This is a genomic window from Acidimicrobiales bacterium (genome assembly GCA_036399815.1).
Taxonomy (GTDB): Bacteria; Actinomycetota; Acidimicrobiia; order Acidimicrobiales; family DASWMK01; genus DASWMK01.
The window spans coordinates 1-22,671 of record DASWMK010000057.1 but is presented as its reverse complement, the minus strand read 5'-3'; the positions used below and the strand labels follow the sequence as shown (position 1 = coordinate 22,671).

General features: G+C 73.8%; 23 protein-coding genes and 1 tRNA gene. 17 read left to right on the top strand and 7 right to left on the bottom strand.

The window, feature by feature from the left end:
* The first annotated feature begins 19 nt into the window (after positions 1 to 19).
* From VGB14_04330 to VGB14_04315, 4 genes are all read left to right on the top strand, one after another.
* Positions 20 to 361, top strand: coding sequence for a hypothetical protein (locus tag VGB14_04330; protein ID HEX9992136.1), 342 nt, complete (start codon positions 20 to 22; stop codon positions 359 to 361).
* Between the two features lie 64 nt (positions 362 to 425).
* A complete protein-coding gene (trxB, locus tag VGB14_04325) occupies positions 426 to 1,412 on the top strand; it encodes a thioredoxin-disulfide reductase (GenBank protein HEX9992135.1) in 987 nt (328 codons plus the stop codon).
* A 64-nt stretch (positions 1,413 to 1,476) separates the two neighbouring features.
* Positions 1,477 to 1,803 carry a thioredoxin gene (gene trxA, locus VGB14_04320; protein HEX9992134.1) on the top strand — a complete coding sequence of 109 codons (327 nt, stop codon included), beginning with the start codon at positions 1,477 to 1,479 and terminating at the stop codon, positions 1,801 to 1,803.
* A gap of 51 nt (positions 1,804 to 1,854) precedes the next feature.
* Entirely contained in the window at positions 1,855 to 2,856 is a 1,002-nt protein-coding gene (locus tag VGB14_04315) for a peptidoglycan-binding protein (protein HEX9992133.1), read from the top strand.
* A 59-nt stretch (positions 2,857 to 2,915) separates the two neighbouring features.
* Here VGB14_04315 and VGB14_04310 read toward each other — a convergent pair whose 3' ends face one another.
* The 7 genes from VGB14_04310 to rpmH form a co-directional block, all read right to left on the bottom strand.
* Entirely contained in the window at positions 2,916 to 3,803 is an 888-nt protein-coding gene (locus VGB14_04310) for a ParB/RepB/Spo0J family partition protein (protein HEX9992132.1), read from the bottom strand.
* Complete coding sequence (locus VGB14_04305; protein ID HEX9992131.1) at positions 3,778 to 4,746, bottom strand: AAA family ATPase; 969 nt, start codon at positions 4,744 to 4,746, stop codon at positions 3,778 to 3,780. Before VGB14_04305 ends, VGB14_04310 begins: the two co-directional genes overlap by 26 nt.
* An 848-nt stretch (positions 4,747 to 5,594) precedes the next feature.
* Entirely contained in the window at positions 5,595 to 5,777 is a 183-nt protein-coding gene (locus VGB14_04300) for a hypothetical protein (protein HEX9992130.1), read from the bottom strand.
* A 430-nt stretch (positions 5,778 to 6,207) separates the two neighbouring features.
* A complete protein-coding gene (gene jag, locus VGB14_04295; protein HEX9992129.1) occupies positions 6,208 to 7,155 on the bottom strand; it encodes an RNA-binding cell elongation regulator Jag/EloR in 948 nt (315 codons plus the stop codon).
* A 4-nt stretch (positions 7,156 to 7,159) separates the two neighbouring features.
* Positions 7,160 to 8,272, bottom strand: a complete 1,113-nt coding sequence (yidC, locus tag VGB14_04290) for a membrane protein insertase YidC (GenBank protein ID HEX9992128.1) — start codon at positions 8,270 to 8,272, stop codon at positions 7,160 to 7,162.
* On the bottom strand, positions 8,273 to 8,512 hold the full coding sequence (gene yidD, locus VGB14_04285; GenBank protein HEX9992127.1) for a membrane protein insertion efficiency factor YidD: 240 nt from the start codon (positions 8,510 to 8,512) through the stop codon (positions 8,273 to 8,275).
* Positions 8,513 to 8,892: 380 nt separating this feature from the next.
* On the bottom strand, positions 8,893 to 9,027 hold the full coding sequence (gene rpmH / locus VGB14_04280; protein ID HEX9992126.1) for a 50S ribosomal protein L34: 135 nt from the start codon (positions 9,025 to 9,027) through the stop codon (positions 8,893 to 8,895).
* Positions 9,028 to 9,352: 325 nt separating this feature from the next.
* Here rpmH and dnaA point away from each other — a divergent pair, with 325 nt between their 5' ends.
* The 13 genes from dnaA (at position 9,353) to VGB14_04215 (ending at position 22,645) form a co-directional block, all read left to right on the top strand.
* Positions 9,353 to 10,750: a chromosomal replication initiator protein DnaA gene (dnaA, locus tag VGB14_04275; GenBank protein HEX9992125.1), complete on the top strand. Its 1,398-nt coding sequence runs from the start codon at positions 9,353 to 9,355 to the stop codon at positions 10,748 to 10,750.
* 246 nt (positions 10,751 to 10,996) lie between these two features.
* A complete protein-coding gene (dnaN, locus tag VGB14_04270) occupies positions 10,997 to 12,091 on the top strand; it encodes a DNA polymerase III subunit beta (protein HEX9992124.1) in 1,095 nt (364 codons plus the stop codon).
* A 30-nt stretch (positions 12,092 to 12,121) separates the two neighbouring features.
* Positions 12,122 to 13,225, top strand: coding sequence for a DNA replication/repair protein RecF (locus tag VGB14_04265; protein HEX9992123.1), 1,104 nt, complete (start codon positions 12,122 to 12,124; stop codon positions 13,223 to 13,225).
* A complete protein-coding gene (locus VGB14_04260) occupies positions 13,226 to 13,567 on the top strand; it encodes a DUF721 domain-containing protein (GenBank protein HEX9992122.1) in 342 nt (113 codons plus the stop codon).
* Positions 13,568 to 13,688: 121 nt separating this feature from the next.
* On the top strand, positions 13,689 to 15,614 hold the full coding sequence (locus VGB14_04255; GenBank protein ID HEX9992121.1) for a DNA topoisomerase subunit B: 1,926 nt from the start codon (positions 13,689 to 13,691) through the stop codon (positions 15,612 to 15,614).
* A 4-nt stretch (positions 15,615 to 15,618) separates the two neighbouring features.
* Complete coding sequence (gene gyrA / locus VGB14_04250) at positions 15,619 to 18,099, top strand: DNA gyrase subunit A (GenBank protein ID HEX9992120.1); 2,481 nt, start codon at positions 15,619 to 15,621, stop codon at positions 18,097 to 18,099.
* 153 nt (positions 18,100 to 18,252) lie between these two features.
* Complete coding sequence (locus tag VGB14_04245; GenBank protein ID HEX9992119.1) at positions 18,253 to 18,924, top strand: M15 family metallopeptidase; 672 nt, start codon at positions 18,253 to 18,255, stop codon at positions 18,922 to 18,924.
* 84 nt (positions 18,925 to 19,008) lie between these two features.
* Positions 19,009 to 19,974, top strand: a complete 966-nt coding sequence (locus tag VGB14_04240; protein HEX9992118.1) for a DUF3566 domain-containing protein — start codon at positions 19,009 to 19,011, stop codon at positions 19,972 to 19,974.
* A 14-nt stretch (positions 19,975 to 19,988) separates the two neighbouring features.
* Positions 19,989 to 20,062 (top strand) — tRNA-Ile (locus VGB14_04235).
* 232 nt (positions 20,063 to 20,294) lie between these two features.
* Positions 20,295 to 20,546, top strand: a complete 252-nt coding sequence (locus tag VGB14_04230) for a hypothetical protein (GenBank protein ID HEX9992117.1) — start codon at positions 20,295 to 20,297, stop codon at positions 20,544 to 20,546.
* 31 nt (positions 20,547 to 20,577) lie between these two features.
* Positions 20,578 to 20,715 (top strand): hypothetical protein, encoded by a 138-nt coding sequence (locus VGB14_04225; GenBank protein ID HEX9992116.1) that lies wholly within the window; start codon positions 20,578 to 20,580, stop codon positions 20,713 to 20,715.
* On the top strand, positions 20,715 to 21,710 hold the full coding sequence (locus tag VGB14_04220; protein ID HEX9992115.1) for a Gfo/Idh/MocA family oxidoreductase: 996 nt from the start codon (positions 20,715 to 20,717) through the stop codon (positions 21,708 to 21,710). Before VGB14_04225 ends, VGB14_04220 begins: the two co-directional genes overlap by 1 nt.
* Before the next feature lie 71 nt (positions 21,711 to 21,781).
* The gene (locus VGB14_04215) at positions 21,782 to 22,645 is read left to right on the top strand and encodes a FliA/WhiG family RNA polymerase sigma factor (GenBank protein HEX9992114.1); all 864 of its coding nucleotides are present in this window, start codon (positions 21,782 to 21,784) and stop codon (positions 22,643 to 22,645) included.
* The last annotated feature ends 26 nt before the right edge of the window (positions 22,646 to 22,671 follow it).

Here is a 22,671-nt window from a genome sequence, read left to right as displayed (position 1 = left end):
CCCGGACTACGCTCCGGCCATGGCGCACCCGGCTGGGGCCCCCGAGGACGGCTCGTCGACGCGGCTGTCGATCCCCGACGACTGGCCGGCCCAGGCCGCCGACACGGTCGTCCGCGTCGTCGGCCAGGTGCGCGACCGCACGACCGGCCCGGCCATCACCGTGGCGCGCGGCATCGTCTACGGGCTGCTCGCCGCCATCGCCGGCATCGTCGCCTTCGTGCTCCTCGTCGCCGCGCTCGTCCGGCTGGTCGACGTGCTGGTGCCGGGCGAGGTGTGGTCCGCCCACCTGATCGTCGGCGCCGTGCTCACCTTGGCCGGGCTGCTGCTGTGGCGGAAGCGCCGGGCGCCGGCCGCAGCCTGACCGGGAATCCGGCCGGCCGCCCGCACGTTCGGCGCGGTCGCCACCCAGCGAGGGAGCACCACCCGTGAACGACCTGCGGAACGTCATCATCATCGGCTCCGGCCCGGCCGGCCTCACCGCCGCCGTGTACACGGCCAGGGCCAACCTGTCGCCCCTCGTCCTCGAGGGCGAGCCGTCGTCGACGAGCGACCAGCCCGGGGGCCAGCTCATGCTGACCACCGAGGTCGAGAACTTCCCCGGCTTCCCAGAGGGGATCATGGGCCCCGAGCTCATGCTCCGCTTCCGGGAGCAGGCCATGCGCTTCGGCGCCGACATCCGCACCGAGCGGGTGTCCCGCGTCGACCTGTCGTCCCGGCCGTTCAAGGTCTGGGTCGGCGACCCGGATGCCGCAGAACCGACGTACACCGCGAAGAGTGTGATCGTGTCGACTGGGGCGCGGTCACTCATGCTCGGCCTGGAGAACGAGCGCCGGCTGCTCGGCTACGGCGTGTCGACGTGCGCCACCTGCGACGGCTTCTTCTTCCGGGACCGCCCCATCGTCGTCGTCGGCGGCGGCGACTCGGCCCTGGAGGAGGCCCTCTTCCTGACGAAGTTCGCCTCCGAGGTGACCGTCGTGCACCGACGTTCGGAGCTGCGGGCGTCGAAGATCATGCAGGAGCGGGCGTTCAAGAACGACAAGATCCGCTTCGTCTGGGACTCGGTGGTCCTCGACATCCTCGGCGACACGACCGTCGAGGGGGTCCGGCTCCGCAACGTGAAGACCGCCGAGGAGCACGACCTGGCCGCCGGCGGCGTGTTCGTCGCCATCGGCCACGCCCCGAACACGGCGCTGTTCGCCGGCCAGCTCGACATGGACGACGCCGGCTACCTGGTGGTCGGCCCGGGCACGGCCACGAACGTCCCCGGGGTGTTCGCGGCGGGCGACGTCGCCGACCACACCTACCGCCAGGCCATCACCGCCGCCGGCACCGGCTGCATGGCGGCCATCGACCTCGAGCGCTGGCTGGAGGCGCACGGCGAGCACGAGATGGCCACCGAGACGACCTGGTAGCGCGGAATTCGCCGCGGCGCCGCCGTGTTGGCCGTCGTGAGCACCCGAGGAGAGGAACCACGCAATGGCCACCGACATCGCCACCCTCACCGCCGGCAGCTTCGACGAGGAGCTGAAGGCCGCGACCGAGCCGGTCGTCGTCGACTTCTGGGCCGAGTGGTGCGGGCCGTGCAAGATGATCGCCCCGATCCTCGAGGACATCGCCGCCGAGCAGGCCGGCAAGCTGCGGGTGGCGAAGCTGAACATCGACGAGCACCCCGACCTGGCCCGCCGCTACGGCGTGATGAGCATCCCGACGCTCATCGTCTTCAAGGAGGGCGAGCCGGTGAAGCGCCTGGTCGGCGCCAAGGGCAAGGCCCAGCTGCTCCAGGAGCTCTCCGAGTTCGTCTGATCGACTGATCGCCGGCGCTCCGGCCGGCCCGGGCGGGGAAGAATGGCGGTCGTGCCTGTCGACGACGGCCTCCCCCTCGGATCGCAGAGCCCGCCGGAAGCGGTGAAGGACCTCCAGCACCGGCTCGTCGCCCTCGGCTTCGACGCGGACGACGAGCCGGGCGCGTTCGGGGCCACCACCGAGGCCGCCGTCCGGGCCTTCCAGCAGAGCCGCGGCCTCCGGGTCGACGGCATCTGCGGCCGCCAGACCTGGGCCGCGCTCGTCGAGGCCGGGTACCGGCTCGGCGATCGCCTGCTCTACCTGCGCTCCCCCATGCTGCGGGGCGAGGACGTGCACGACCTCCAGCTGCGGCTCGGCGCGCTTGGCTTCGACGCCGGCCGGGTCGACGGGATCTTCGGGCCCCGCACGGCGGCCGCCGTCACCGACTTCCAGAAGAACGCCGGCCTCGGCGCCGACGGGATCTGCGGGCCCGACAGCGTCCACACCCTGGTGCGGCTGGGCGCCAAGGTCGGGTCCCCGGCGCACGTGGCCGTCGTGCGCGAGCGGGAGACCCTGCGCCAGGCCCCGAAGCGGCTGGCCGAGCGGCGGGTCGCCGTCGGCGAGACCGGCGGGGTGGCGGCCCTGGCCGACGCGGTCGCACGGGCCCTCCACGACGTCGGGGCGACCGTCCTCACCGTCCACCACCCCGACCAGTCGGCCCACGCCAGGGAGGCGAACGAGTTCGCCGCCGACGCCTACGTCGGCCTGACCGCCGGCGGGCCGGGGTGCTCGGTCGCCTTCTACGCCGCTCGAGGGTTCGAGTCGACCGGCGGGCGCCGCCTGGCCGAGCTCCTCTGCGAAGAGGTCGCGCCGGTGCTCGACGCCGGCCCGGCAGCGCCGACCGGGATGCGCCTTCCAGTGCTGCGTGAGACCCGGATGCCGGCCACCTGGTGCGAGCTCGGCCCTCCTGCCCTGGTCGTGGCCCGGTCTGCAGCGGTGGTCGAGGCCTTGGCCCGTGCTCTCACCCGCTGGGTCGAGACTCCGGTGCAGGCCGACGGTTCTCCACAGGGTTAACCACACCGTGGGGAGAACTTCGAGTTGAGGATCACGCTGGCCGGTGCGGCCCGCGACCCTCAACCAGCAGGTGAGGCTTCCGTCATCGCCCGGTAGATGCGCTCGAGGTCCTCGAGGTCGGCGAACTCGATCACCACCCTGCCCCGCTTGGCGCCCATCGTCACCTGCACCCTCGTGTCGAGCTGGGACGACAGCAGCTCCTCGAGCTCGAGCAGGCCGGGAGGGCGCAGCCGGCGGGTGGCCGGCTCCGGGAGCGAAAGGCCCCGCTCGGACCGGGCCCGCACCGCCTCCTCCACCTGGCGCACCGACCACCCCTCGGCCACGGCCCGGCGGGCCAGCTGCTCCTGGAAGGAGCGGTCGGGGGTGCCGAGCAGGGCGCGGGCGTGGCCGGCGGACAGCTGGCCGTCGGCCACGAGCCGCTGGATGGATGGCGGCAGCTGGAACAGCCGGAGCGTGTTGCTGACCGCCACCCGGCTCTTGCCGACCCGGGCCGCGACCTGGTCGTGGGTGAGGTGGAAGTCCTCGATGAGCTGCTGGTAGGCGGCCGCCTCCTCCAGGGCGTTGAGGTCCTGGCGGTGGAGGTTCTCGACGAGGGCCTGCTCGAGCGCCCTGGCGTCGGCGACGTCGCGGACGAGGGCGGGGATCGTCGGCAGGCCGGCCCGCTTGGCCGCCCGCCACCGCCGCTCGCCGGCGATGAGCTCGTAGCCGCCCTCGGGGTCGACCCGCACGAGCACGGGCTGGAGGACGCCGAGCTCGCGGACCGACGCCGTCAGTGCGTCGAGCGACTCCTCGTCGAAGTGGGCCCTCGGCTGGTACCGGTTCGGGTGGACGTCGCTGACCGCCAGCTCCCGCAGCTCGCCCCGCCCCGTCGCGCCCCGGGGCTCGCCGTCGACGTCGGGGGGGATCAGCGCCCCCAGGCCCCTACCCAACCCGCTGCGGCGCTCCACCGCTGACCTCCTTGGCCAGCTCCCGGTAGGCGATGGCGCCGCGGGAGGTGGCGTCGAACGTGGTGATCGGTTGACCGAAGGACGGCGCCTCGGAGAGGCGCACGGTCCTCGGCACGACGTTGCGGCAGACCTTGGGGCCGAAGTGCGCCCGCACCTCGCGCGCCACCTGGTCGGAGAGCTTGGTCCTGGCGTCGTACATGACGAGCACGATGGCGGTGACCTCGAGGGACGGGTTGAGGTTGCGCTGCACGAGGCTGACGTTGCGCAGGAGCTGGCCGAGCCCCTCGAGCGCGTAGTACTCGCACTGGATGGGCACGAGCACCTCGGTGGCCGCCGCCAGGCCGTTGACCGTCAGCAGGCCGAGCGAGGGCGGGCAGTCGATGAGGACGTAGTCGTAGTCGTCCCGCACCTCCTCGAGCGCCCGCCGCAGCTTCAGCTCCCGGCTGAAGGCGGGGACGAGCTCGATCTCGGCGCCGGCGAGGTCCAGGCTGGCCGGGGCGACGAACAGGTTCCGGATCGAGGTGGCCTCGACGCAGTCCTCGAGCGGCGTGTCGTGGAGGATGACGTCGTACATCGAGGCCTGGAGGTTGCGGGGGTTGAGGCCGAGGCCGGTGCTGGCGTTGCCCTGCGGGTCGAGGTCGACGATCAGCACCCGGTAGCCGAGCTCGGCCAGGCAGGCGCCGAGGTTGACTGCGGTCGTCGTCTTGCCGACGCCGCCCTTCTGGTTGGCGACGGCGATGAACCGGGGGAGCGGGCGCAGGAACGGCGGCGCCGGCGGCGGTGCGACGGGCTCCTCGGCCTCGACCGGCAGCGCCTCCGCCCCCGGCAGGTCGGCCTCCTCGGCCGGCGCCGGCGGCGTCTCGACGGTCCCGTTCGACCCGGCCAGCTGCTCGACGATCGCCCGGCCCCTGGCCAGCAGCTCGTCCTCGCCGTCGGGTCCCACGCGGGTCATCCTCGCCGCCCCACCTACCAGAAGCAAGCACCCTCGACCTCCCGGGGCCGCGGGGCCGGGCCGAGGCAGCCGTTCCACGTGAAACAACGGCTCGAGCCTCGCCCGTTCACGCCAGCGAGCCCGCCGCCCTAAGCGCCTGTCGCTCGCCGCCGGCCCGGGGCTGTGGCAAGGCGCGCGCCGCTATCGGCTGCCGCAGCGCGAACGCACGGGTACGGCGCGGGGTGCACGCGGCGTAGCCAAACTGGCGGCCGTCGGGAGTCGTCGCGGCCATCGACGGCGTCCGCGCTGGGGGCGCCCCCCACGGGCGGCCTCCGTGCAACGAATGCTCCAGGTGGAACGTCAGCAGAGCGGTCCGGACTCGCTCGTCACCCGGCGGCGCCGAGCCGCCGGCCGCGGGAGGCGACGTGCGGCGGACGCTCCACGTGGAACGTCAGCAGAGTCCGGAGTCGTTAACCGCCCGGCGGCGCGCGCACCTGCGCTGAATCGCACGCCCCTGGCTCGCGCGTCGTGTAGCGGTCCGCGCCTGGGGCCCCGGACGCAGGGCCTCGACGTGGCGCGGACTCCCGCGGCGGTCAGCTCGGCGGCCCGCGGGGAGCGACGCACTTAGCGTTCGAGCACGGGGCCACGTGATGCAGGGGCGACGTGCGCGGCGCGGACGCCCGGACGGTCTGCCATGCCGGCCAGTATCGGCCACCCGCCGGGTCGCCGACGTTCCACGTGGAACATGAGAAGAGAGGACGCGCTTAGGAGCGACGCGCTAGCGGTCGGGGACCGGGCCACCTGACGAGGGCTCGACGTGCGCGGCGCCGACCCGCGGCGTCGGCGTTCCACGTGGAACGTCAGAAGAGGGGGCGCTTCGTAGGGACGCCGGTGCGGCGGGGGTAGCGGTCGGGGCAGGGGGCCGTCTGGCGCAGGAGCTGCACGTGGGCGGCGCCGACATCGCTGCGTTCGGTCGCCTCCAAGCCGAGCTCGGCGAGGGGGGTCGGCGGCCAGCGGTCGTCGCCGGTCGGGGGCTCGCTCACCGCCAGCCGGCCGCCGACCCGCAGGAACGGGGCGGCACACTCGGCGACGACGGCGGGCGGGCCGAAGGAGCGGGCGACGACGAGGTCGAACGCCGCCCGCAGCTCGGGGTCGCGCCCGGCCTCCTCGGCCCTGGCCTGGCGGACCTCGACCCGGTCGCCGAGTTTGAGGGTGGCGACGGCGGCAACGAGGGCGTCGCAGCGGCGGGCGCCGGCGTCGACGAGCAGCCAGCGAGTGGCGGGCCACCAGCAGGCGAGGGCCAGCCCGGGGACGCCGGCGCCGCTGCCGAGGTCGAGGCACCGGGCCGAGCCCGGGTCGCCGACGGCGCCGGCGAACGCCGCGGTGTGCTCGAGGTGGTCCTCGACCGGGGTGGGCCCGAGGAAGCCGAGCGCCTGCGCCCGCCGGAGGACGGCGAGGAGGGCCTCGTCCAGGTCAGGCGCCCTCGGCGGGCACGATCACGACTCGCCGGCGGGGCTCCTCGCCCTCGGACCTCGTGGCCACGCCGTCGATCGTGTTGACCGTGTCGTGCACGACCTTGCGGTCGGCGGGGGACATCGGCTCCAGCGCCTTGGCCACGCCCGTCGAGATCACCTGGGCGGCGACGTCGCGGGTGAACCGCTCCAGCGCCTCGCGGCGACGCTGGCGGTAGCCGCCGATGTCGACCCTGAGGCGCCCGACCGGCGGCGCCGACTGCTGGCGCTGCACGACGGTGCGGGCCAGCTCCTGCACGGCGGTGAGCGTTTGGCCCCGGGGCCCGATCAGCAGGCCGAGGTCGGCCCCGACGATCGCCACCTCCACCGTCTCCTCGTCGACCTCGTCGACCTCCACGGTGCCGTCGAGGCCGAAGGCGTCGACCAGGCCCTCGAGGAACTCGCTCGCCACCTCACCCTGTTCGCGCACGGTCATGCCGGCCGCCTCCATGGCGGGCTCCTTCCCGTCGTCGGGCGGCGCGGCCGCCTCGTCCCGGTCGCTCGTCGTCGTCCTCGCCGCCCGCGTCCCCCGGCCGCTGCCGCGACCCTCGGAGGCGCGCCGCCCGCGGCTGCGCCTGGCCCCGGTGCCACCGGCGTCGTCGCCGGCCGCTCCCTGGCCGGCCGGGCCCGCGGTGGCCTCGACCTCGGCCGTCGCCTCGCCCGCCGTGCCGGCGTCGTCCCCGTCACCGCTCGACCGCCGGCGCCGCGTGCGGCGCTCGGCCTTCGGCCTGGGCGTGGTCGGCTTGACCCTGGCCCGCACCCTGGCCTCGGTCCGCAGCCGGCCGAACAGCCCGCTCTTCGGCTCCTCCAGCACCTCGAACTCGGCGTCGGCCTCGTCGACGCCGAGCTCGTCGAGCGCGGCGTCCTTCGCCTCCTCGATGGTCCGACCGGTCGTCTCGACCCACTCCACGGCGCTACTTCCTCTTCTTCTTGCGGGGCCGCGGCTGGGTGGCCGGCGGCTGGGCCCGGCCGTTGGCGGCGGGCGGGGTGGTGGACGCCCTCGTCACGGGCCGGCGCGGCGCCCCGTCGGCGGAGCCGTCGCGGGTGACGCGGCCGATGCGCGAGGTCTTCGCCGGCGCGCCGTTCTTGGCCGACGCGCTGGTGCTGCCCGACCGCCCGACGGCGGGCTGGGGCTTGACCTTCGCCTTCGCCTCGACCGGCGGCTTGGCGCCGCGCCCGAGCGAGGGCCTGGCGGGCTTGTCGCCCTTGGCCGGCTTGGCGGTGACGTCCTTCGCCGGCACGTCGACGGGCACGGTGCCGTCGCGGTACATCGTCCTCGTGATGAACGCCTGCTGGCCCATCCGGTAGAGGTTCGAGACGAAGAAGTACAGGACGACGCCGCCCGGCAGGCCGAGGGAGATGAAGGCGAAGAAGGCCGGCATGATCCGCAGGAGCATCTGCTGCTGCGGGTTCATCGTGGCGTTCGGGTTCCGCCCGGACACCTGCTTCTGCTGGATGTAGCTCGTCGCCGCCACGAAGAGGATCAGCACGAGCAGCGGCAGGGCGTGGAGGAACCCGCCCTCGGACAGGGCCCGGCTGGCGCTGTCGGCGAGGTTGATGCCGAACGAGCGCATCTCGGTGTCGTGGGAGAGGGCCTGGTAGAGCGCGCTGCTCCGGTCGAGGTACTCGGGCCGGAACGTGTTCAGCACCTCACCGCCGGCGAGGACCGACCCGGCGGTGGCCCCGATGCCGGCCCGGTGGGTCAGCCCCGAGATCACCCGGTAGAGGACGATGAAGACCGGCGCCTGGAGCAGCAGCGGGAGGCAGCCGCCCAGCGGGTTGATCTTGTGCTCCCGGTAGAACTTCAGCAGCTCCTCGTTGAGCTTCTGCCGGTCGTCCTTGTACTGGGCCTGGAGCTTGCGCATCTCCGGCTGGAGGCGCTGCATGGCGATCATCGACCGCGTGCCCTTGAGGGTCAAGGGGGTGAGGATCACCATGACGGTGAGGGTCAGCAGGATGATGGCGACCCCGTAGGAGGGGACGAGGTCGTAGAACCACGCCAGGACCGACGCGATGAGGTCGAACACCTACGCCGCCTCTCTCTCGGGGCGCTGGGGGACGGGGTCGTAGCCGGCGCCACCCCACGGGTGGCAGCGGGCGAGGCGGCGGACGGTCAGCCAGGAGCCGCGCGCGGCGCCGTGGTGCTCGAGCGCCTCGACGGCGTAGACCGAGCACGAGGGGACGAACCGGCAGGGCGACGGCCGGCCGGCGCGCACCGCCTGGTAGCCGCGCACGAGGGCACGGAGGGCACGGGCCGGCGGCGTCACGCCGCCGCTCCGGGGATCCCTCTCACCGCTCGCTCCACACTCGCTCTCAGTCCGACGTAGTCCAGGGTGGCTGCCGCCGGGCGCACCGCGATCAGGTAGCTGCCCGGCGGGAGGCCGGCGGGGTCGGCGGCGAGCTCCCTGGTGATGGCCCGCAGCCGGCGCCGGATGCGGTTCCGCACGACGGCGGGCCCGACCGCCCGACCGACGGAGAACGCGACCCTCGGCGGCTCGGTGCCCGGCGCCGCCAGGTACGTTACCGTGACCGGCCCGCTCCGCACCCGTCGCCCGTCGGCCATGAGCGCCGCGAATGCAGCGCGGCCGCGCAGCCGCCACACCAGGCCGGGGGCCGGCCCCACGGGTCACCTCGCTCGACGGCCGGGTCAGGCGGACAGGCGGTGCCGGCCCTTCAGCCGGCGGGCCCGCAGCACGGCCCGGCCCGCCCGGGTCGACATGCGGTGCCGGAAGCCGTGCCGCTTGGCTCGGCGCCGGTTGTTGGGCTGGTAGGTGCGCTTCACGGTCTCCTCCTCGAGGCGGGCCGGGCTGCCACGAGGGCGCGCGCGGCCGGTCGGGCCGACCGGTCACGGTAGAGCCTGGACCGTCCCGGGAGCAACCGTGGACCGGCACGAACGCCGCGGACGGGGCCGCCCGGCGGCCGGCGCGCCCCGAGTGGCGCGGTGCTACCGTGCCCCGGTCGCTCCGGTCCACCCGGCGGCATCAGCCGCACCGCTTCCCCCGGCACGGTCCGATGGCGACCCGGGCTCCTCCCGGTGTTCGGTGCATTGTCCACAGTGTGTGGACGGCGTTGTGGATGCCGTCCGGCAGAGGGAGGCGTGCAGGCTGGTGGGCGAAGCGCAGGACCTGTGGAATCGGGTCGCCGACAACCTGCGAGCCCAGGTCTCCGAGGCGGTCTGGCTGTCCTCCATGCAGGACGCCGAGCCCGTCGCCTTCGACGGGCGTCGCCTCCTCCTGGCCGTGTCGAGCCCCCTCGTGAAGGACCGCCTGGACGGCCGGTACTCGCCGCTGCTGCGCGACGCCCTGGCCGAGGCGGGGTTCGCGGGGGTCGAGGTGCTGGTCGACGTGGTCGCCGTCGGCGACCCGGACCCCACCCCGCCGCCCCTCGAGCCGCCGCCGCTGGCGCCCCGGGCCGCGTTCCAGCCCGGTGGCCACGCCCCGGCCGAGGACCGCCCGCCGGTCGCGGGCCTCACGGACGCGCTGAACCCCCGCTACACGTTCGAGGCGTTCGTGACCGGCGCGTCGAACCGGTTCGCCCACGCGGCCGCGCTGTCCGTGGCCGAGACGCCGGCCCGGTCCTACAACCCGCTGTTCATCTACGGGGGAGCTGGGCTCGGCAAGACCCACCTGCTGCACGCCATCGGGCACTACGTGCGCCAGAACTATCCGGACTACCGGGTCGGCTACCTGTCGACCGAGGTGTTCACGAACGAGTTCATCGACGCCATCCGGACCAACACCGGCACGGCCTTCAAGCGCCGCTACCGCGAGCTCGACGTCCTGCTCATCGACGACATCCAGTTCCTCGAGAACAAGGAGGGGACCCAGGAGGAGTTCTTCCACACCTTCAACTCCCTCCACGGTTCCAACCGCCAGATCGTCATCTCGAGCGACCGCCAGCCGGACGCCATCGCCACCCTGGAGGACCGGCTCCGCAGCCGCTTCAAGTGGGGCCTGATCACGGACATCCAACCTCCTGATCTCGAGACCCGGCTCGCCATCCTCCGCAAGAAGGCCGAGCGGGAGAGCCGTGAGACCAGGGCGCCCGACGACGTGCTGGAGTTCATCGCCAGCCACATCACCGACAACATCCGGGTGCTCGAGGGCGCGCTCATCCGGGTGTCGGCCTACGCCAGCCTGAACAACGAGCCGCTCACGCCGGAGCTGGCCGAGCGGGTGCTGGGCGACCTCCTCACCGAGCGCCAGCCCCGGCTCATCACCCCGGCCGTCATCCTCGAGGCGACGGCGAAGATGTTCGGGTTCACCGTCGACGAGATCAAGGACCGCAGCCGCCGGCGCCCGCTCGTCACGGCCCGCCAGGTCGGCATGTACGTCTGCCGCGAGCTCACCGACCTGAGCTACCCGGCCATCGCCAGGGAGTTCGGCGGCCGGGACCACACGACCGTCATCCACGCGGTCGAGAAGATCGGCGCGCTGATGAAGGAGCGGCGCCAGATCTACAACCAGGTCACCGAGCTCATGCAGGCCATCCAGGCCGGCGACTGAGGCGGGCGGGGGAACGACGGTGGACAGGGCTGTGGGCCGACGGCCCGTCGCGGGGGACGGACGGGGCCGCGTCCACCGCGCGGCCGCCCGCCGTCACCGTCCCCGGCGTCCCGCTGTGGGAGCCTGGGGACAGCACGCGCGCTCCGGTTGCCGGCCTGACCTGCACCGCGAGGCCGCCGTCCACAATCCACAGCCCCTACTACCGGCACCGGTTCTATCTAGAGAGAAGAGCAAAGGAGAGGGCCAGTGAGGTTCCGATGCGAGCGTGACGTCCTCGCCGACGCGCTCGGCACCGCGGGGCGTGCGGTCGCCAGCCGGGGCGGCGCGCTCCCCGTGCTCTCCGGGGTGCGGGCCGAGCTGAACGGCGACACCCTGCGGCTGACCGGGAGCGACCTCGACCTCACGATCTCGGTGACCGCGCCGGTGTCGGGTGAGGCGGACGGGGTGGCCGTGATCCCGTCCCGCCTGGCGTCGGAGATCGTGCGAGCCCTCGACGCCGGCGCCGTGCACGTGGACGCCGACGACGACGAGGCGAGGATCACGGCCGGACGGTCGCAGTTCTCCGTCCGGCTGCTGCCCGCCGACGAGTTCCCCCGGGTGAGCGAGCCGGTCGGCGACGCGGTCACCCTGCACTCCGACGAGTTCGCCGCCGCGCTCCGCCAGGTCGTCCCGGCGGCCAGCGCCGACGACTCGCGCCCGATCCTCACCGGGGTGCTGCTCTCGGCCGAGGAGGACGGGCTGCGCCTGGTGGCCACCGACTCCTATCGGCTGGCCGTGCGCGACCTGGAGGGCGTCGCCGTCCTCCGGGAGGGCCAGAGCGTGCTCGTGCCGTCGCGGGCCCTGACCGAGCTGGCCAGGGTGCTGACGGGGCCGAAGGAGGTCACCCTGCGGCTGGGGGAGCGGGACGCGTCGTTCGACGTCGGCACCGTCCGCCTCACCACCCGGCTGATCGAGGGCGAGTTCCCGAACTACCGGGGCCTCATCCCGACGAGCCACCCGAACCGCCTCACGGTGGGTCGGGAGCCGCTGCTCGACGCCGTCCGCCGGGTGAAGCTCATGGCCAGGGACACGACCCCGGTGCGCCTCGCCATGCGGCCCGACGGGCTCGAGCTGCTGGCCGTCGCCCAGGACGTCGGCGAGGCCCGCGAGGAGCTCGACGCCAAGTACGAGGGGGCCGAGCTCACGGTGGCGTTCAACCCCGAGTACCTGCTCGACGGGGTGGAGGCGGCGCCCGGCGACGAGATCACCCTCGAGACGGTCGACGCCCACAAGCCGGCGCTGGTCCGCTCGGTGGAGCGCAAGGGGTTCCTCTACCTGCTCATGCCCGTGCGGGTGTCGTGACGGGGGCGACCGCCCCCTGGTGACGCCACCGTGCACCTCGGCCGGCTCTGGCTGACGGACTTCAGGAACTACGCCGAGGCCGACGTGCCCCTCGCGCCCGGGCTCACCGCCGTCGTCGGCGGCAACGGCGAGGGCAAGTCGAACCTGCTCGAGGCGGTCGGGTTCCTGGCCTCGCTGTCGTCGTTCCGGGGCGCACCGGTCGAGGCCTTGGTCCGCGTCGGCGCCGAGCGGGCGGTGGTCAGGGCCGAGGCCGAGCGGGCGGACCGCCGGCTGCTCATCGAGGCCGAGCTGGCCGGGCGGGGGACCGGCGCGGACCGGCGGGGCGTGCGCACGAGGGTGCAGGTGAACCGCCAGCGGCTGGGCCGGGCGAGGGACCTGCTCGGCGCGCTGCGGGTGACGGTGTTCTCCCCGGACGACCTCACGCTGGTGAAGGGCGGCCCGGCCGAGCGCCGGCGGTTCCTCGACGACACGCTCGTCGCCCTGGCCGCCCGGTACGACGCCGTGCGCGCCGACGTGGAGCGGGTGCTGCGCCAGCGCAACGCGCTCCTCCGCCAGGCCGGCGGCCGCCTGTCGGACGGGGTGGCCGCCACCCTCGACGTGTGGGACGCCAAGCTGGTCGAGCACGGCGAGGCCCTGGCCAGGGGACGGGCCGGCCTGGTCGCCCGGCTGGAGCCCGAGCTCGGCAAGGCCTACGACCAGGTGGCGTCGACGTCGGCCGACGTGCAGGTCGCCTACGACGCGCCGTGGATGGCCGAGGGGCTGGCGCCGGCGCTCGCCGCGGCCCGGACCGAGGAGGTGCGGCGGGGGGTGAGCCTGGTCGGCCCGCACCGCGACGAGCTGGTCGTGCGCCTCGGCGGGCTCCCGGCCCGCACCCACGCGTCCCAGGGCGAGCAGCGGTCGCTGGCCCTCGCCCTGCGTCTCGCCGCGCACGCGGTCGTCACCGACGCCGTCGGCACGCCACCCGTGCTCCTCCTCGACGACGTGTTCTCCGAGCTCGACCCCGACCGCAGCGCGGCCCTGCTCGCCCACCTCCCGGCCGGCCAGGCGGTGCTGACGACGGCCGGCCCGCTGCCCGCCGACGCCCATCCCGAGCTGGTGCTGCGCGTCGCCGGCGGGCGGGTGGCGGCGGCGTAGATGGGCGCCGGCTGGGAGCGCACCGACGACGAGGGCGGCCGCCCGCTCGTCCCGCTCGGCGAGGGGCTGGACCGGGCGCTCGGCGACCTGGGGCTGCCGGGGGCCCGCGCCGTGGTGGCCGTGTTCGGGCGCTGGGAGGAGCTCGTCGGCGAGCAGGTGGCCGCCCACGCCAGCCCCGTGTCGATCCACGACGGCCGGCTCCTCGTCGCCGTCGACGAGCCGGGCTGGGCCACCCAGCTGCGCTACCTGCAGGCCGACCTGCTGCGCCGCGTCGCCGACGTGGCGGGGGAGGGCGTGGTCACCAGGATCGAGGTCCGCGTGCGCCCGCCGGAGCGACGGTGAGCCTGGCTGTCACACCCCGCTGGTAAACTGTCAACCATCGTGAACACGGCTCCCGACCTGCGGTTTTCCCCGGTCGGGCCGATCGTTCGCCTCGGTCCCTCGAGCCCTGGAGGAGCGCGCCGTGCCGCCGGATGACCGGTCCTACGGGGCGAAGGACATCCAGGTCCTCGAGGGCCTGGAGGCGGTGCGCAAGCGGCCCGGCATGTACATCGGCTCGACCGGCCCGAGCGGCCTCCACCACCTCGTGTACGAGGTCGTGGACAACGCCGTCGACGAGGCCATGCAGGGCTACTGCACGCGCATCGACGTGACCCTGCTGCCCGACGGCGGCTGCGAGGTGATCGACGACGGCCGCGGCATCCCCGTCGACCTCCACCCGAAGTACAAGAACATGTCGGCCGCCGAGGTCGTGCTCACCATCCTCCACGCCGGCGGCAAGTTCGGCGGCGCCGGCTACAAGGTGTCGGGCGGCCTGCACGGCGTCGGCGTGTCGGTCGTCAACGCGCTGTCGGAGCGGGTCGAGGTCGAGATCGACCGGGACGGCAACCGCCACTTCATGTCCTTCGCCAAGGGCGGCAAGACCGAGCAGAAGCTGCACATGATCGGCCGGGCGCCCCGGGGGCGGACGGGCACGACCGTGCGGTTCTGGCCCGACCCGCTGATCTTCGAGGACACGACGTTCTCGGCCCGCACCCTGCTCGAGCGCCTGCAGATGATGGCGTTCCTCAACAAGGGCCTCGAGATCCGCTTCCGCGACCTGCGCCCGGACGCCATCGTCGAGCCGGTCACCTACCGCTACTCGGGCGGCATCGTCGACTTCGTCCGCCACGTCAACGCCTCCCGTGAGGCGCTGTTCAAGCGGGTCGGCTACTTCTCCCAGCAGGAGGAGGACCAAGAGGTCGAGGTCGCGTTCCAGTGGAACACCGGCTACAACACCGACGGCCTCCACTCCTTCGCCAACGGCATCGCCACCAACGAGGGCGGCATGCACGAGGAGGGCTTCAAGAAGGCCCTCACCAACGCCGTCAACAAGTACGCGCGGGCCAAGGGGCTGCTGAAGGAGAAGGACGACAACCTCCAGGGCGAGGACATCCGCGAGGGCCTGAGCGCCATCATCAGCGTCCGGCTGCGCGACCCCCAGTTCGAGGGGCAGACGAAGTCCAAGCTCGGGAACGTCAGCATCCGGTCCCTCGTCGAGCGGGCCACCAACGAGAAGTTCGGCGACTTCCTCGAGGAGCACCCCACCGAGGCCCGCCAGGTCGTGCAGAAGGCGATCCAGGCGTCACGGGCCAGGGTCGCCGCCCGCCAGGCCCGCGCCGCCATCCGCAAGTCGCCCCTGGAGGGCGCCGGCATGCCCGGCAAGCTGACCGACTGCTCCTCGCGCAACCCCCGCGAGGCCGAGCTGTTCATCGTCGAGGGCGACTCCGCCGGCGGCTCGGCCATCAAGGCCCGCAACCCGGCCACCCAGGCGATCCTGCCGATCAGGGGCAAGATCCTGAACGTCGAGCGGGCCCGCATCGACAAGATGCTGAAGAACAACGAGATCGAGGCCCTGGTGAAGGCCATCGGCGCCGGCTTCGGCGAGGAGTTCGACCTCGCCAAGATCCGGTACCACAAGGTGATCATCATGGCGGACGCCGACGTCGACGGCAGCCACATCCGCACCCTGCTGCTCACGTTCTTCTTCCGCCAGATGAAGCCGCTCGTCGAGGCCGGCCACGTCTTCATCGCCCAGCCGCCGCTGTACTCCACGGTCGTCGGGAAGGAGAAGGTCTACCTGAAGGACGACGCCGCGAAGGCGGTGTTCCTCGCCCGCCACGAGGGCCGGAAGTTCGAGTTCCAGCGCCTGAAGGGCCTCGGCGAGATGGGCTGGCAGGAGCTCGGCGAGACGACGATGGACCCGGGCAGGCGGACCCTGCTCCAGGTGTCGGTCGAGCAGGCCTCGATCGCCGACGAGGTGATGAGCATCCTCATGGGCGACGACGTGCCGCTGCGCAAGCAGTTCATCACGGCCAACGCCAAGGACGTCCGGTTCCTGGACATCTAGGACGATGAGCGACACGACGAACCTCCCGCCCGACGACGGCGACGGCACCTCCACGACGTTCGGCTCCTTCGAGGCCATCGAGATCCAGGAGGAGATGGAGCGGTCCTTCCTGGACTACGCCATGTCCGTCATCGTCAGCCGCGCCCTGCCGGACGCGCGCGACGGGCTCAAGCCGGTCCACCGCCGGATCCTCTACGGTATGCACGACCTCGGCGCCCGCCCCGACCGGCCCCGGCTGAAGTGCGCCAGGGTCACCGGCGACGTGATGGGGAAGCTGCACCCCCACGGCGAGGGGGCGATCTACGACGCGCTCGTCCGCATGGCGCAGGACTTCAGCCTCCGCCACCCGCTCATCGACGGGCAGGGCAACTTCGGCTCGCCCGACCACCCGCCCGCCGCCCAGCGCTACACCGAGTGCCGGCTGGCCACCCTGGCCAACCACATGCTCGACGGGATCGACGAGGACACCGTCGACTTCCAGGACAACTACTCGGGCGAGTTCACCGAGCCCAAGGTGCTGCCCGCCCGCTTCCCGAACCTGCTCGTCAACGGCAGCCAGGGCATCGCCGTCGGCATGGCGACGAACATCCCGCCCCACAACCTGGGCGAAGCGATCGACGCCACCGTCCACCTGATCGACCACCCGGACGCCACGCCGGATGACCTCATGCAGTTCGTGAAGGGGCCGGACTTCCCGACCGGCGCGCTGATCCTCGGCCGCTCGGGGATCCTCGACGCCTACCGGACGGGCCGGGGCTCGATCAAGATCCGGGCGAGGGCCGAGATCCGGGAGGACCGGCGGGGGACGACGTGGATCGTCGTCACCGAGCTGCCCTACCAGGCGTCGCCCAACGCCATCCTCGCCCGCATCGCCGAGCTGGTGACGAGCCGCGAGCTCGAGGGGATCGCCGAGCTGAACGACGAGTCGTCCGGCAACGACACCAAGCTCGTCATCAAGCTCAAGCGGGACGCCAACGCCAACGTCGTGCTCAACAACCTCTGGAAGCACACGCCGCTCCAGACGAGCTTCGGCGTGAACATGGTGGCGCTGGTCGACGGCGTGCCCCGCACCCTCAACCTCGCCCAGTTGCTGAGCGCCTACATCGCCCACCAGATCGAGGTCGTCACCCGGCGGACCCGCTTCCGCCTGGACAAGGACGAGCGCCGGCTCCACATCGTCGAGGGCCTGCTCAAGGCGCTCGACCTGATCGACGCGATCATCGCCGCCATCCGGGCGTCGGACGACCGGGCCGCCGCCCGCGCCGCGCTCACGGCGGAGCCGTTCTCGTTCACCGACGTGCAGGCCGAGCACATCCTGGACATGACCCTCAGCCGCCTCACCCGGCTGGGTCGCTCGGACCTCGAGGGCGAGGCCGAGACCCTGCGGGCCCGCATCGCCGAGCTGCGCTCGATCCTCGAGGACGAGGGCAAGCTGCGGGGGGTCATCAAGGACGAGCTGGGCCGCATCCGCGCCGACTTCGCCACGCCCCGCAAGGCCGAGATCACCTTCGACCCCGGCGACCTCGACAACCTCGACCTCATCGACGACGAGGAGCTCGTCGTCACCATGAGCGCCAAGGGCTACGTGAAGACGGTCCCGGCCGACGCCTTCCGCACCCAGGCGAGGGGCGGGCGGGGCGTGGCCGGCACCCGCCTGCGGGACGAGGACTACGTCGTCCACATCATCCACACGAGCGCCCACGCCTACCTGCTGTTCTTCTCGAACCGCGGCAAGGTGTACCGGCTGCGGGCCCACGAGATCCCGATGAAGGACCGCACGGCCAGGGGCACGGCCATCGTCAACCTGCTGCCGCTGGCGCCGGGTGAGACCGTGCAGGCCATCATCGACACCCGCGACTACGAGTCCCACCACTTCCTGTTCTTCGCGACGAAGAACGGGCAGGTGAAGAAGACCCGGTTCACCGAGTACGACTCGTCCCTGCGGGCGGGGCTCATCGCCATCAACCTCCGCGACGGCGACGAGCTCGTGCGGGTGATCCCGGCCAACGAGGGCGACGACGTGTTCATGGTCAGCGCCGACGGCCAGACGATCCGCTTCGCCGGCGACGAAGTGCGGCCCATGGGCCGGGCCGCCGGCGGCGTGATCGGCATGAAGCTGCGGGCCGGCGACGAGGTCGTGTCCTGCGACGTGGCCAGGGACGACGCCGACCTGATCATCGTCACGGATGCCGGCTACGGGAAGCGCACCAAGCTCGTCCACTACCCCCGCAAGGGCAGGGGCGGGATGGGCGTGATCGGCATGCGACTGACGCGTGCCCGGGGTCGGGTCGTCGCCGCCTTCCTCGCCGGCCTGGACGACGAGATCCTGCTGATCGGCGGGGCCGGCGTGGTCATCCGCATCCCGGTCAGGGAGATCAGCTCCCAGGGCCGCGACGCCACCGGCGTCCGGGTGATGAACCTCGATCGCGGCCAGGCCGTGGCCGCCGCCGCCCCCGTGCTCGGCGCCGACGACCCGGAGGCCTGACCTCCGGCGGCCTCCCGCCGCCACCCACGTCGCTTCCCCCGGCGCCACTTCCCCCGACGCCACGACGGGCTGACGTCCGCCGCGCCCGACGCCGCGGCAGCCCAGCGCCACTTCCCCCGACGCCTCGACCCTGTCGCGCCCTGGAGGTGGCCCGTGCCGCCCGGATCCGATCTCCGTCGTCCCCCCGTTCCTCACGACCGGGGGCAGGCGACGCCCCTGCTCGCCGTCGTCGTCCTCCTGGCCGGGGTGGCGGCGGTCGCCCTCACCCACCTCGGAGGGGCCACGTTCGCCAGGGCCAGGGCCCGCACGGCCGCCGACGCCGGCGCGCTGGCCGGTGCCGCCGAGGGCGAGGCGTCCGCCGCCGACGCCGCGGCGGCCAACGGCGGTCGCCTCGTCTCGTTCACGGTCGACGGGGGCGCCGCCCAGGTCGAGGTGACCGTCGACGGGGCGACGGCCAGGGCGAGGGCCGCGTTGGAGCGGGGCGGGGGCGGCGTCAGTGGCGCCGGCGCGGGCGACGTGGGCGGCCTGGTGCCGGCGATGGCGGCGGCCGTGGAGCGGGCCGGCGCGCTGCTCGGGCAGCCGGTGCCGGTGGTCTCGGGGTACCGCTCGACGGCCGAGCAGGCGGTCCTGTGGGCCGACCGAGCCACCAACCCGTTCCCGGTGGCCCGGCCGGGCACGTCGATGCACGAGCGGGGGCTGGCCATCGACGTCCCGTCGTCGTTCGTCCCGACGTTGCTGACGGTGGCCGCCGAGGCCGGGCTGTGCCAGCCGCTGCCGGCGACGGACCCCGTCCACTTCGAGCTCTGCGGTGCCCGTGGGCCCTGATCGGCGGCCTCACGCCGGTGCCGGGGCGGCCGACGGGAAGGGCGCGACTACGACCCGCCCGACTGGTTACCTACACTGCCTGTGATGCAGCCCGACGGCTCTCGGCCCCAACGCGCCTGGGACGAGGTCGTCGCCCCGCCGAAGCCGGCGCCCGCCGTTCCCGGGACCGGACCGGTCCCGCCGCCAGGGGCGACGACCCTGCCCCTCACCGCCGCGCCCGCGCCGTCCTACGTGCCGCCCCCGCCGCCGGTCGCCGCCAACGGCGCCGGTCACATGGGGAGCGGCCCGTCCGTCGTGCCGCCGCCGCCGATGTCGGGCAACGGCGCCGGCCACGCCGGCCGTCCGTCGGTCCTGCCGCCGCCCCCGCCGCCGTACACCGGCAACGGGGCCGGCCACTACGCCACCGGGGCGACGGCCGCCCCGCCGGCACCTCCCGCCGTCGGCGGCAACGGGACCGGGCACGTGACCGCGCCCACCATGCCGCCGCCGTTCGTCACCGGGGCGGCGGCGCCGGCGATGGCCCCGGACCAGACGAGGGTCGACCTCCGGGCCGCCCCGCTGCCCGACGTCGACCCGGACGCGTCGCCGGAGGACACCCAGCCGCTGCCCCGCCGCGGCAAGCACTCGCCCCCGGCCAACCTCAACCGGGGCTGGCGGGCCAAGCGCCGCACCCGGAAGATGCGGGCCCGCAAGGTCCGTCGCCAGATCCGCCACGTCGACCCGTGGTCGGTGCTGAAGCTCTCGCTGCTCTTCTACCTGGTGCTGTTCCTCGTCGTGCTCACCGCCGCCGTCCTGCTGTGGAACGCGGCCGCGTCCACCGGCCTGGTGGACAACATCGAGAGCTTCGTCGAGGAGCTGTTCGGGTTCGAGACGTTCCAGTTCGAGCCCAACCAGATGCTGCGGGCGTCGGCCCTCGTCGGCCTCGTCATGGTCGTCGCCGGCACCGCCACGAACGTGCTGATGGCCGTGCTGTTCAACCTCATCAGCGACCTCGTCGGCGGCATCCGGGTGACGGTCATCGAGGAGGAGACCCGCCGCCCGGTCGTGTAGCCTCGACCGCCTCCGGGGCTATAGCTCAGTCGGTTAGAGCGCATCCCTGATAAGGATGAGGTCGCTGGTTCGATTCCAGCTAGCCCCACCCGATCGCACGCCGGGGGCGGGCCCCGGCGCTCCGGCCGCCCCGGCCGTCGAGCCTCGCGACCGGCGGGCTCACGGCGCGTGCTCGCCCGAGTGCCACCACGGTTCGGCCGGCGGATCCTGGGCAAGGACGGGCCGAGCGTTCCTGGACCGACTCGTCCGCGGCACCGTCGCCACCGACCGCCGATCCCGGTTCGTCCACGGCTCGGTCGGCGTCGGCGCGGAGGTCGGGGATGGCAGAGGGCGGTGGAGGACGACGCACCTCCGGGCGGGGCGCCGCGGCGCTGGCGGCCCTGGTCCTCACGGTGGCCGGGTGCGCGGTGCCGCTCAAGGCGGCGGCCGAGCAGTCGGCCAAGCCCGAGCAGCTCCCGGTCGACGGCCGCCAGGTCCACAACGAGGACGGCTCGATCCGCCTCGTGATCTTCGGCAACTGCGACGCCGCCTACCGGTACGTCCTCACCACCCGCATCCCCGCCGTCTGCTGACGCCGGGGACGGCGCGGGTACCCTTCGGCGCATGAAGGCCCTCCGGCGAGCGGTGACGGCACTGGTCGCGGCCGGCGCCATCGCCGCCGCCATCCGCCTGCGGGGCTCCGGTGGGGTGCCGCCCCAGGAGGGCGGCTGGCGGGAGCTGTCCGGGCCGGACCTGCGCTGATGCGGGTCGCGGTCGTGGGCGTCGGGGCCGTCGGCGCCCGGGTCGCCCGCCAGCTGGTGTCCGCCGACGAGGTCGACCAGGTCGTCCTCCGCGACGAGCGGGTCGACCGGGTGGAGTCGGCGGCGGCCTCGCTCGGCGCCAAGGCCGTCGTCGACAAGCCGCCCTACCCGGCGCCCGTCGAGGCCGACGTCGCCGTGCTGGCCACCCCGTCGGGCGACCACGCCGCCGAGGCCAGGGCGCTGCTCGAGCGGGGCGTGTCGGTCGTGTCGGTGTCGGACGCCGTGGCCGACGTGGAGGCGCTCCTCGACCTCGACCCCGAGGCGAGGGAGCGGGGCCGCTCGGTCGTCGTGGCCGCCGGCTTCTCGCCCGGCCTCACCTGCGTGCTGGCCCGGCACGCGGCCGCCGACGTCGAGCGGGTGGACGAGATCCACGTCGCCAAGGTCGGCACCGGCGGGCCGGCGTGCGCCCGCCTGCACCACAAGGCCCTCGGCGGCATGGCCATCGACTGGCGGGACGGCGGCTGGGTCCGGCGCCGGGGCGGCTCGGGTCGGGAGCTGTGCTGGTTCCCCGACCCCGTCGGCGCCGAGGACTGCTACCGGGCCGCGCTGCCCGACGCGCTCCTGCTCGTGCCCGCCTTCCCGGGCGTCGGCCGGGTCACCGCGCGCCTGGCGGCCAACCGCCGGGACCGCTTCACCGCCCACCTGCCGATGCTGCGCCGCCCCCACCCGGAGGGGACGGTCGGCGCCGTGCGGGTCGAGGTCCGCGGGCGCCAGGGCGTGAGCCGCGACGTGCGGGTGCTCGGGGCCATGGACCGGCCGGCCGTGGCCGCCGGGGCCGTCGCCGCCGTCGCCGCCCTCGCCGTCGCCAACGGGGACGTGCGGCGACCGGGCGCGGCCGGGCTGGCCGAGCTCGTGGAGCCGGTCCCGTTCCTCGCCGAGCTGGCCCGGCGGGGGGTCCGGGCCGCCGTGTTCGAGGGCGCCGCCTACCAGCCCTGAGAGAAATTCCTCAAGCCCTCCCCCGCAACCGTCGATGACCGGTGGCGGCGAGCTGGAGTGGAGGGCGTGCAATGGTCGAGGACCGTGAGCTGTCGGCGTTGGTCGAGGAGCACCTGCCCCTCGTGAAGCACATCGTGTTCCAGGTGGCGGTGCACTTCCCCCGTCACGTGGACCGCGAGGAGCTGGCCCGGGCGGGTGCGCTCGGGCTGGTCGAGGCGGCCCAGCGGTGGGACGCCTCCCGGGGCGTGCCGTTCGACCGGTTCGCCGCCCAGCGGATCAGGGGCGCCATCCTCGACGCCGTCCGCTCGGCCGACTGGGCCCCGCGCTCGGTGCGGAACCTGGCCCGCAAGCTTGAGGGGGTCGAGCAGCAGCTGGCGACCGACCTCGGCCGGGTCCCGACCCGCGACGAGATGGCCGAGGCGCTCGGCATGTCGGCGAGCGAGCTGGCCCGCCTCCAGGACCGCATCTTCCGGTCCGTCGTCCTGGCCCTCGAGCACACGGTGGCCGAGGACGACGAGGAGGAGATGACCCTGGTCGACGTCCTGACCGACCACGCCACCCTCGAGCCGTCCGAGGAGCTGGAGAGCCGTGAGCTGCACGCCTACCTGCGCGACGCGGTCGGCCTGCTGCCCGAGCGGCACCGCCTCGTGATCGTCGGCTACTTCCTCGAGGGGACGACCAGCCAGGAGCTGGCCCGCTTCCTCGGCGTCACCGAGTCCCGCATCTCCCAGCTGCGGTCCGAGGCCCTCCAGATGCTGCGGGAGGGGATCGAGGCCCAGTACGCGGGGCGGGCGATGGCCGAGGTCGCCGTCACCGGCCGGGCCGCCCGGCGCCGGGCCGACTACGCCGCCGCCATCGGCGAGGCCAGGGACTGGAAGACCCGCCTGGACGACGCCGGCGTTGGCGTCGCCCTCCCCGCCGTCGGCGTGCGCTGACCGACCGACCGGTTTCCCCCCCCGGC

What these genes read in the sequence shown, in the direction of transcription:
- gyrA (HEX9992120.1), top strand. Translation starts at nt 15,619, where the DNA reads ATGAGCGACACGACGAACCTCCCGCCCGACGACGGCGACGGCACCTCC.
- VGB14_04260 (HEX9992122.1), top strand. Translation starts at nt 13,226, where the DNA reads ATGGGCGCCGGCTGGGAGCGCACCGACGACGAGGGCGGCCGCCCGCTC.
- VGB14_04220 (HEX9992115.1), top strand. Translation starts at nt 20,715, where the DNA reads ATGCGGGTCGCGGTCGTGGGCGTCGGGGCCGTCGGCGCCCGGGTCGCC.
- VGB14_04330 (HEX9992136.1), top strand. Translation starts at nt 20, where the DNA reads ATGGCGCACCCGGCTGGGGCCCCCGAGGACGGCTCGTCGACGCGGCTG.
- trxA (HEX9992134.1), top strand. Translation starts at nt 1,477, where the DNA reads ATGGCCACCGACATCGCCACCCTCACCGCCGGCAGCTTCGACGAGGAG.
- VGB14_04230 (HEX9992117.1), top strand. Translation starts at nt 20,295, where the DNA reads ATGGCAGAGGGCGGTGGAGGACGACGCACCTCCGGGCGGGGCGCCGCG.
- VGB14_04225 (HEX9992116.1), top strand. Translation starts at nt 20,578, where the DNA reads ATGAAGGCCCTCCGGCGAGCGGTGACGGCACTGGTCGCGGCCGGCGCC.
- VGB14_04240 (HEX9992118.1), top strand. Translation starts at nt 19,009, where the DNA reads ATGCAGCCCGACGGCTCTCGGCCCCAACGCGCCTGGGACGAGGTCGTC.
- VGB14_04215 (HEX9992114.1), top strand. Translation starts at nt 21,782, where the DNA reads ATGGTCGAGGACCGTGAGCTGTCGGCGTTGGTCGAGGAGCACCTGCCC.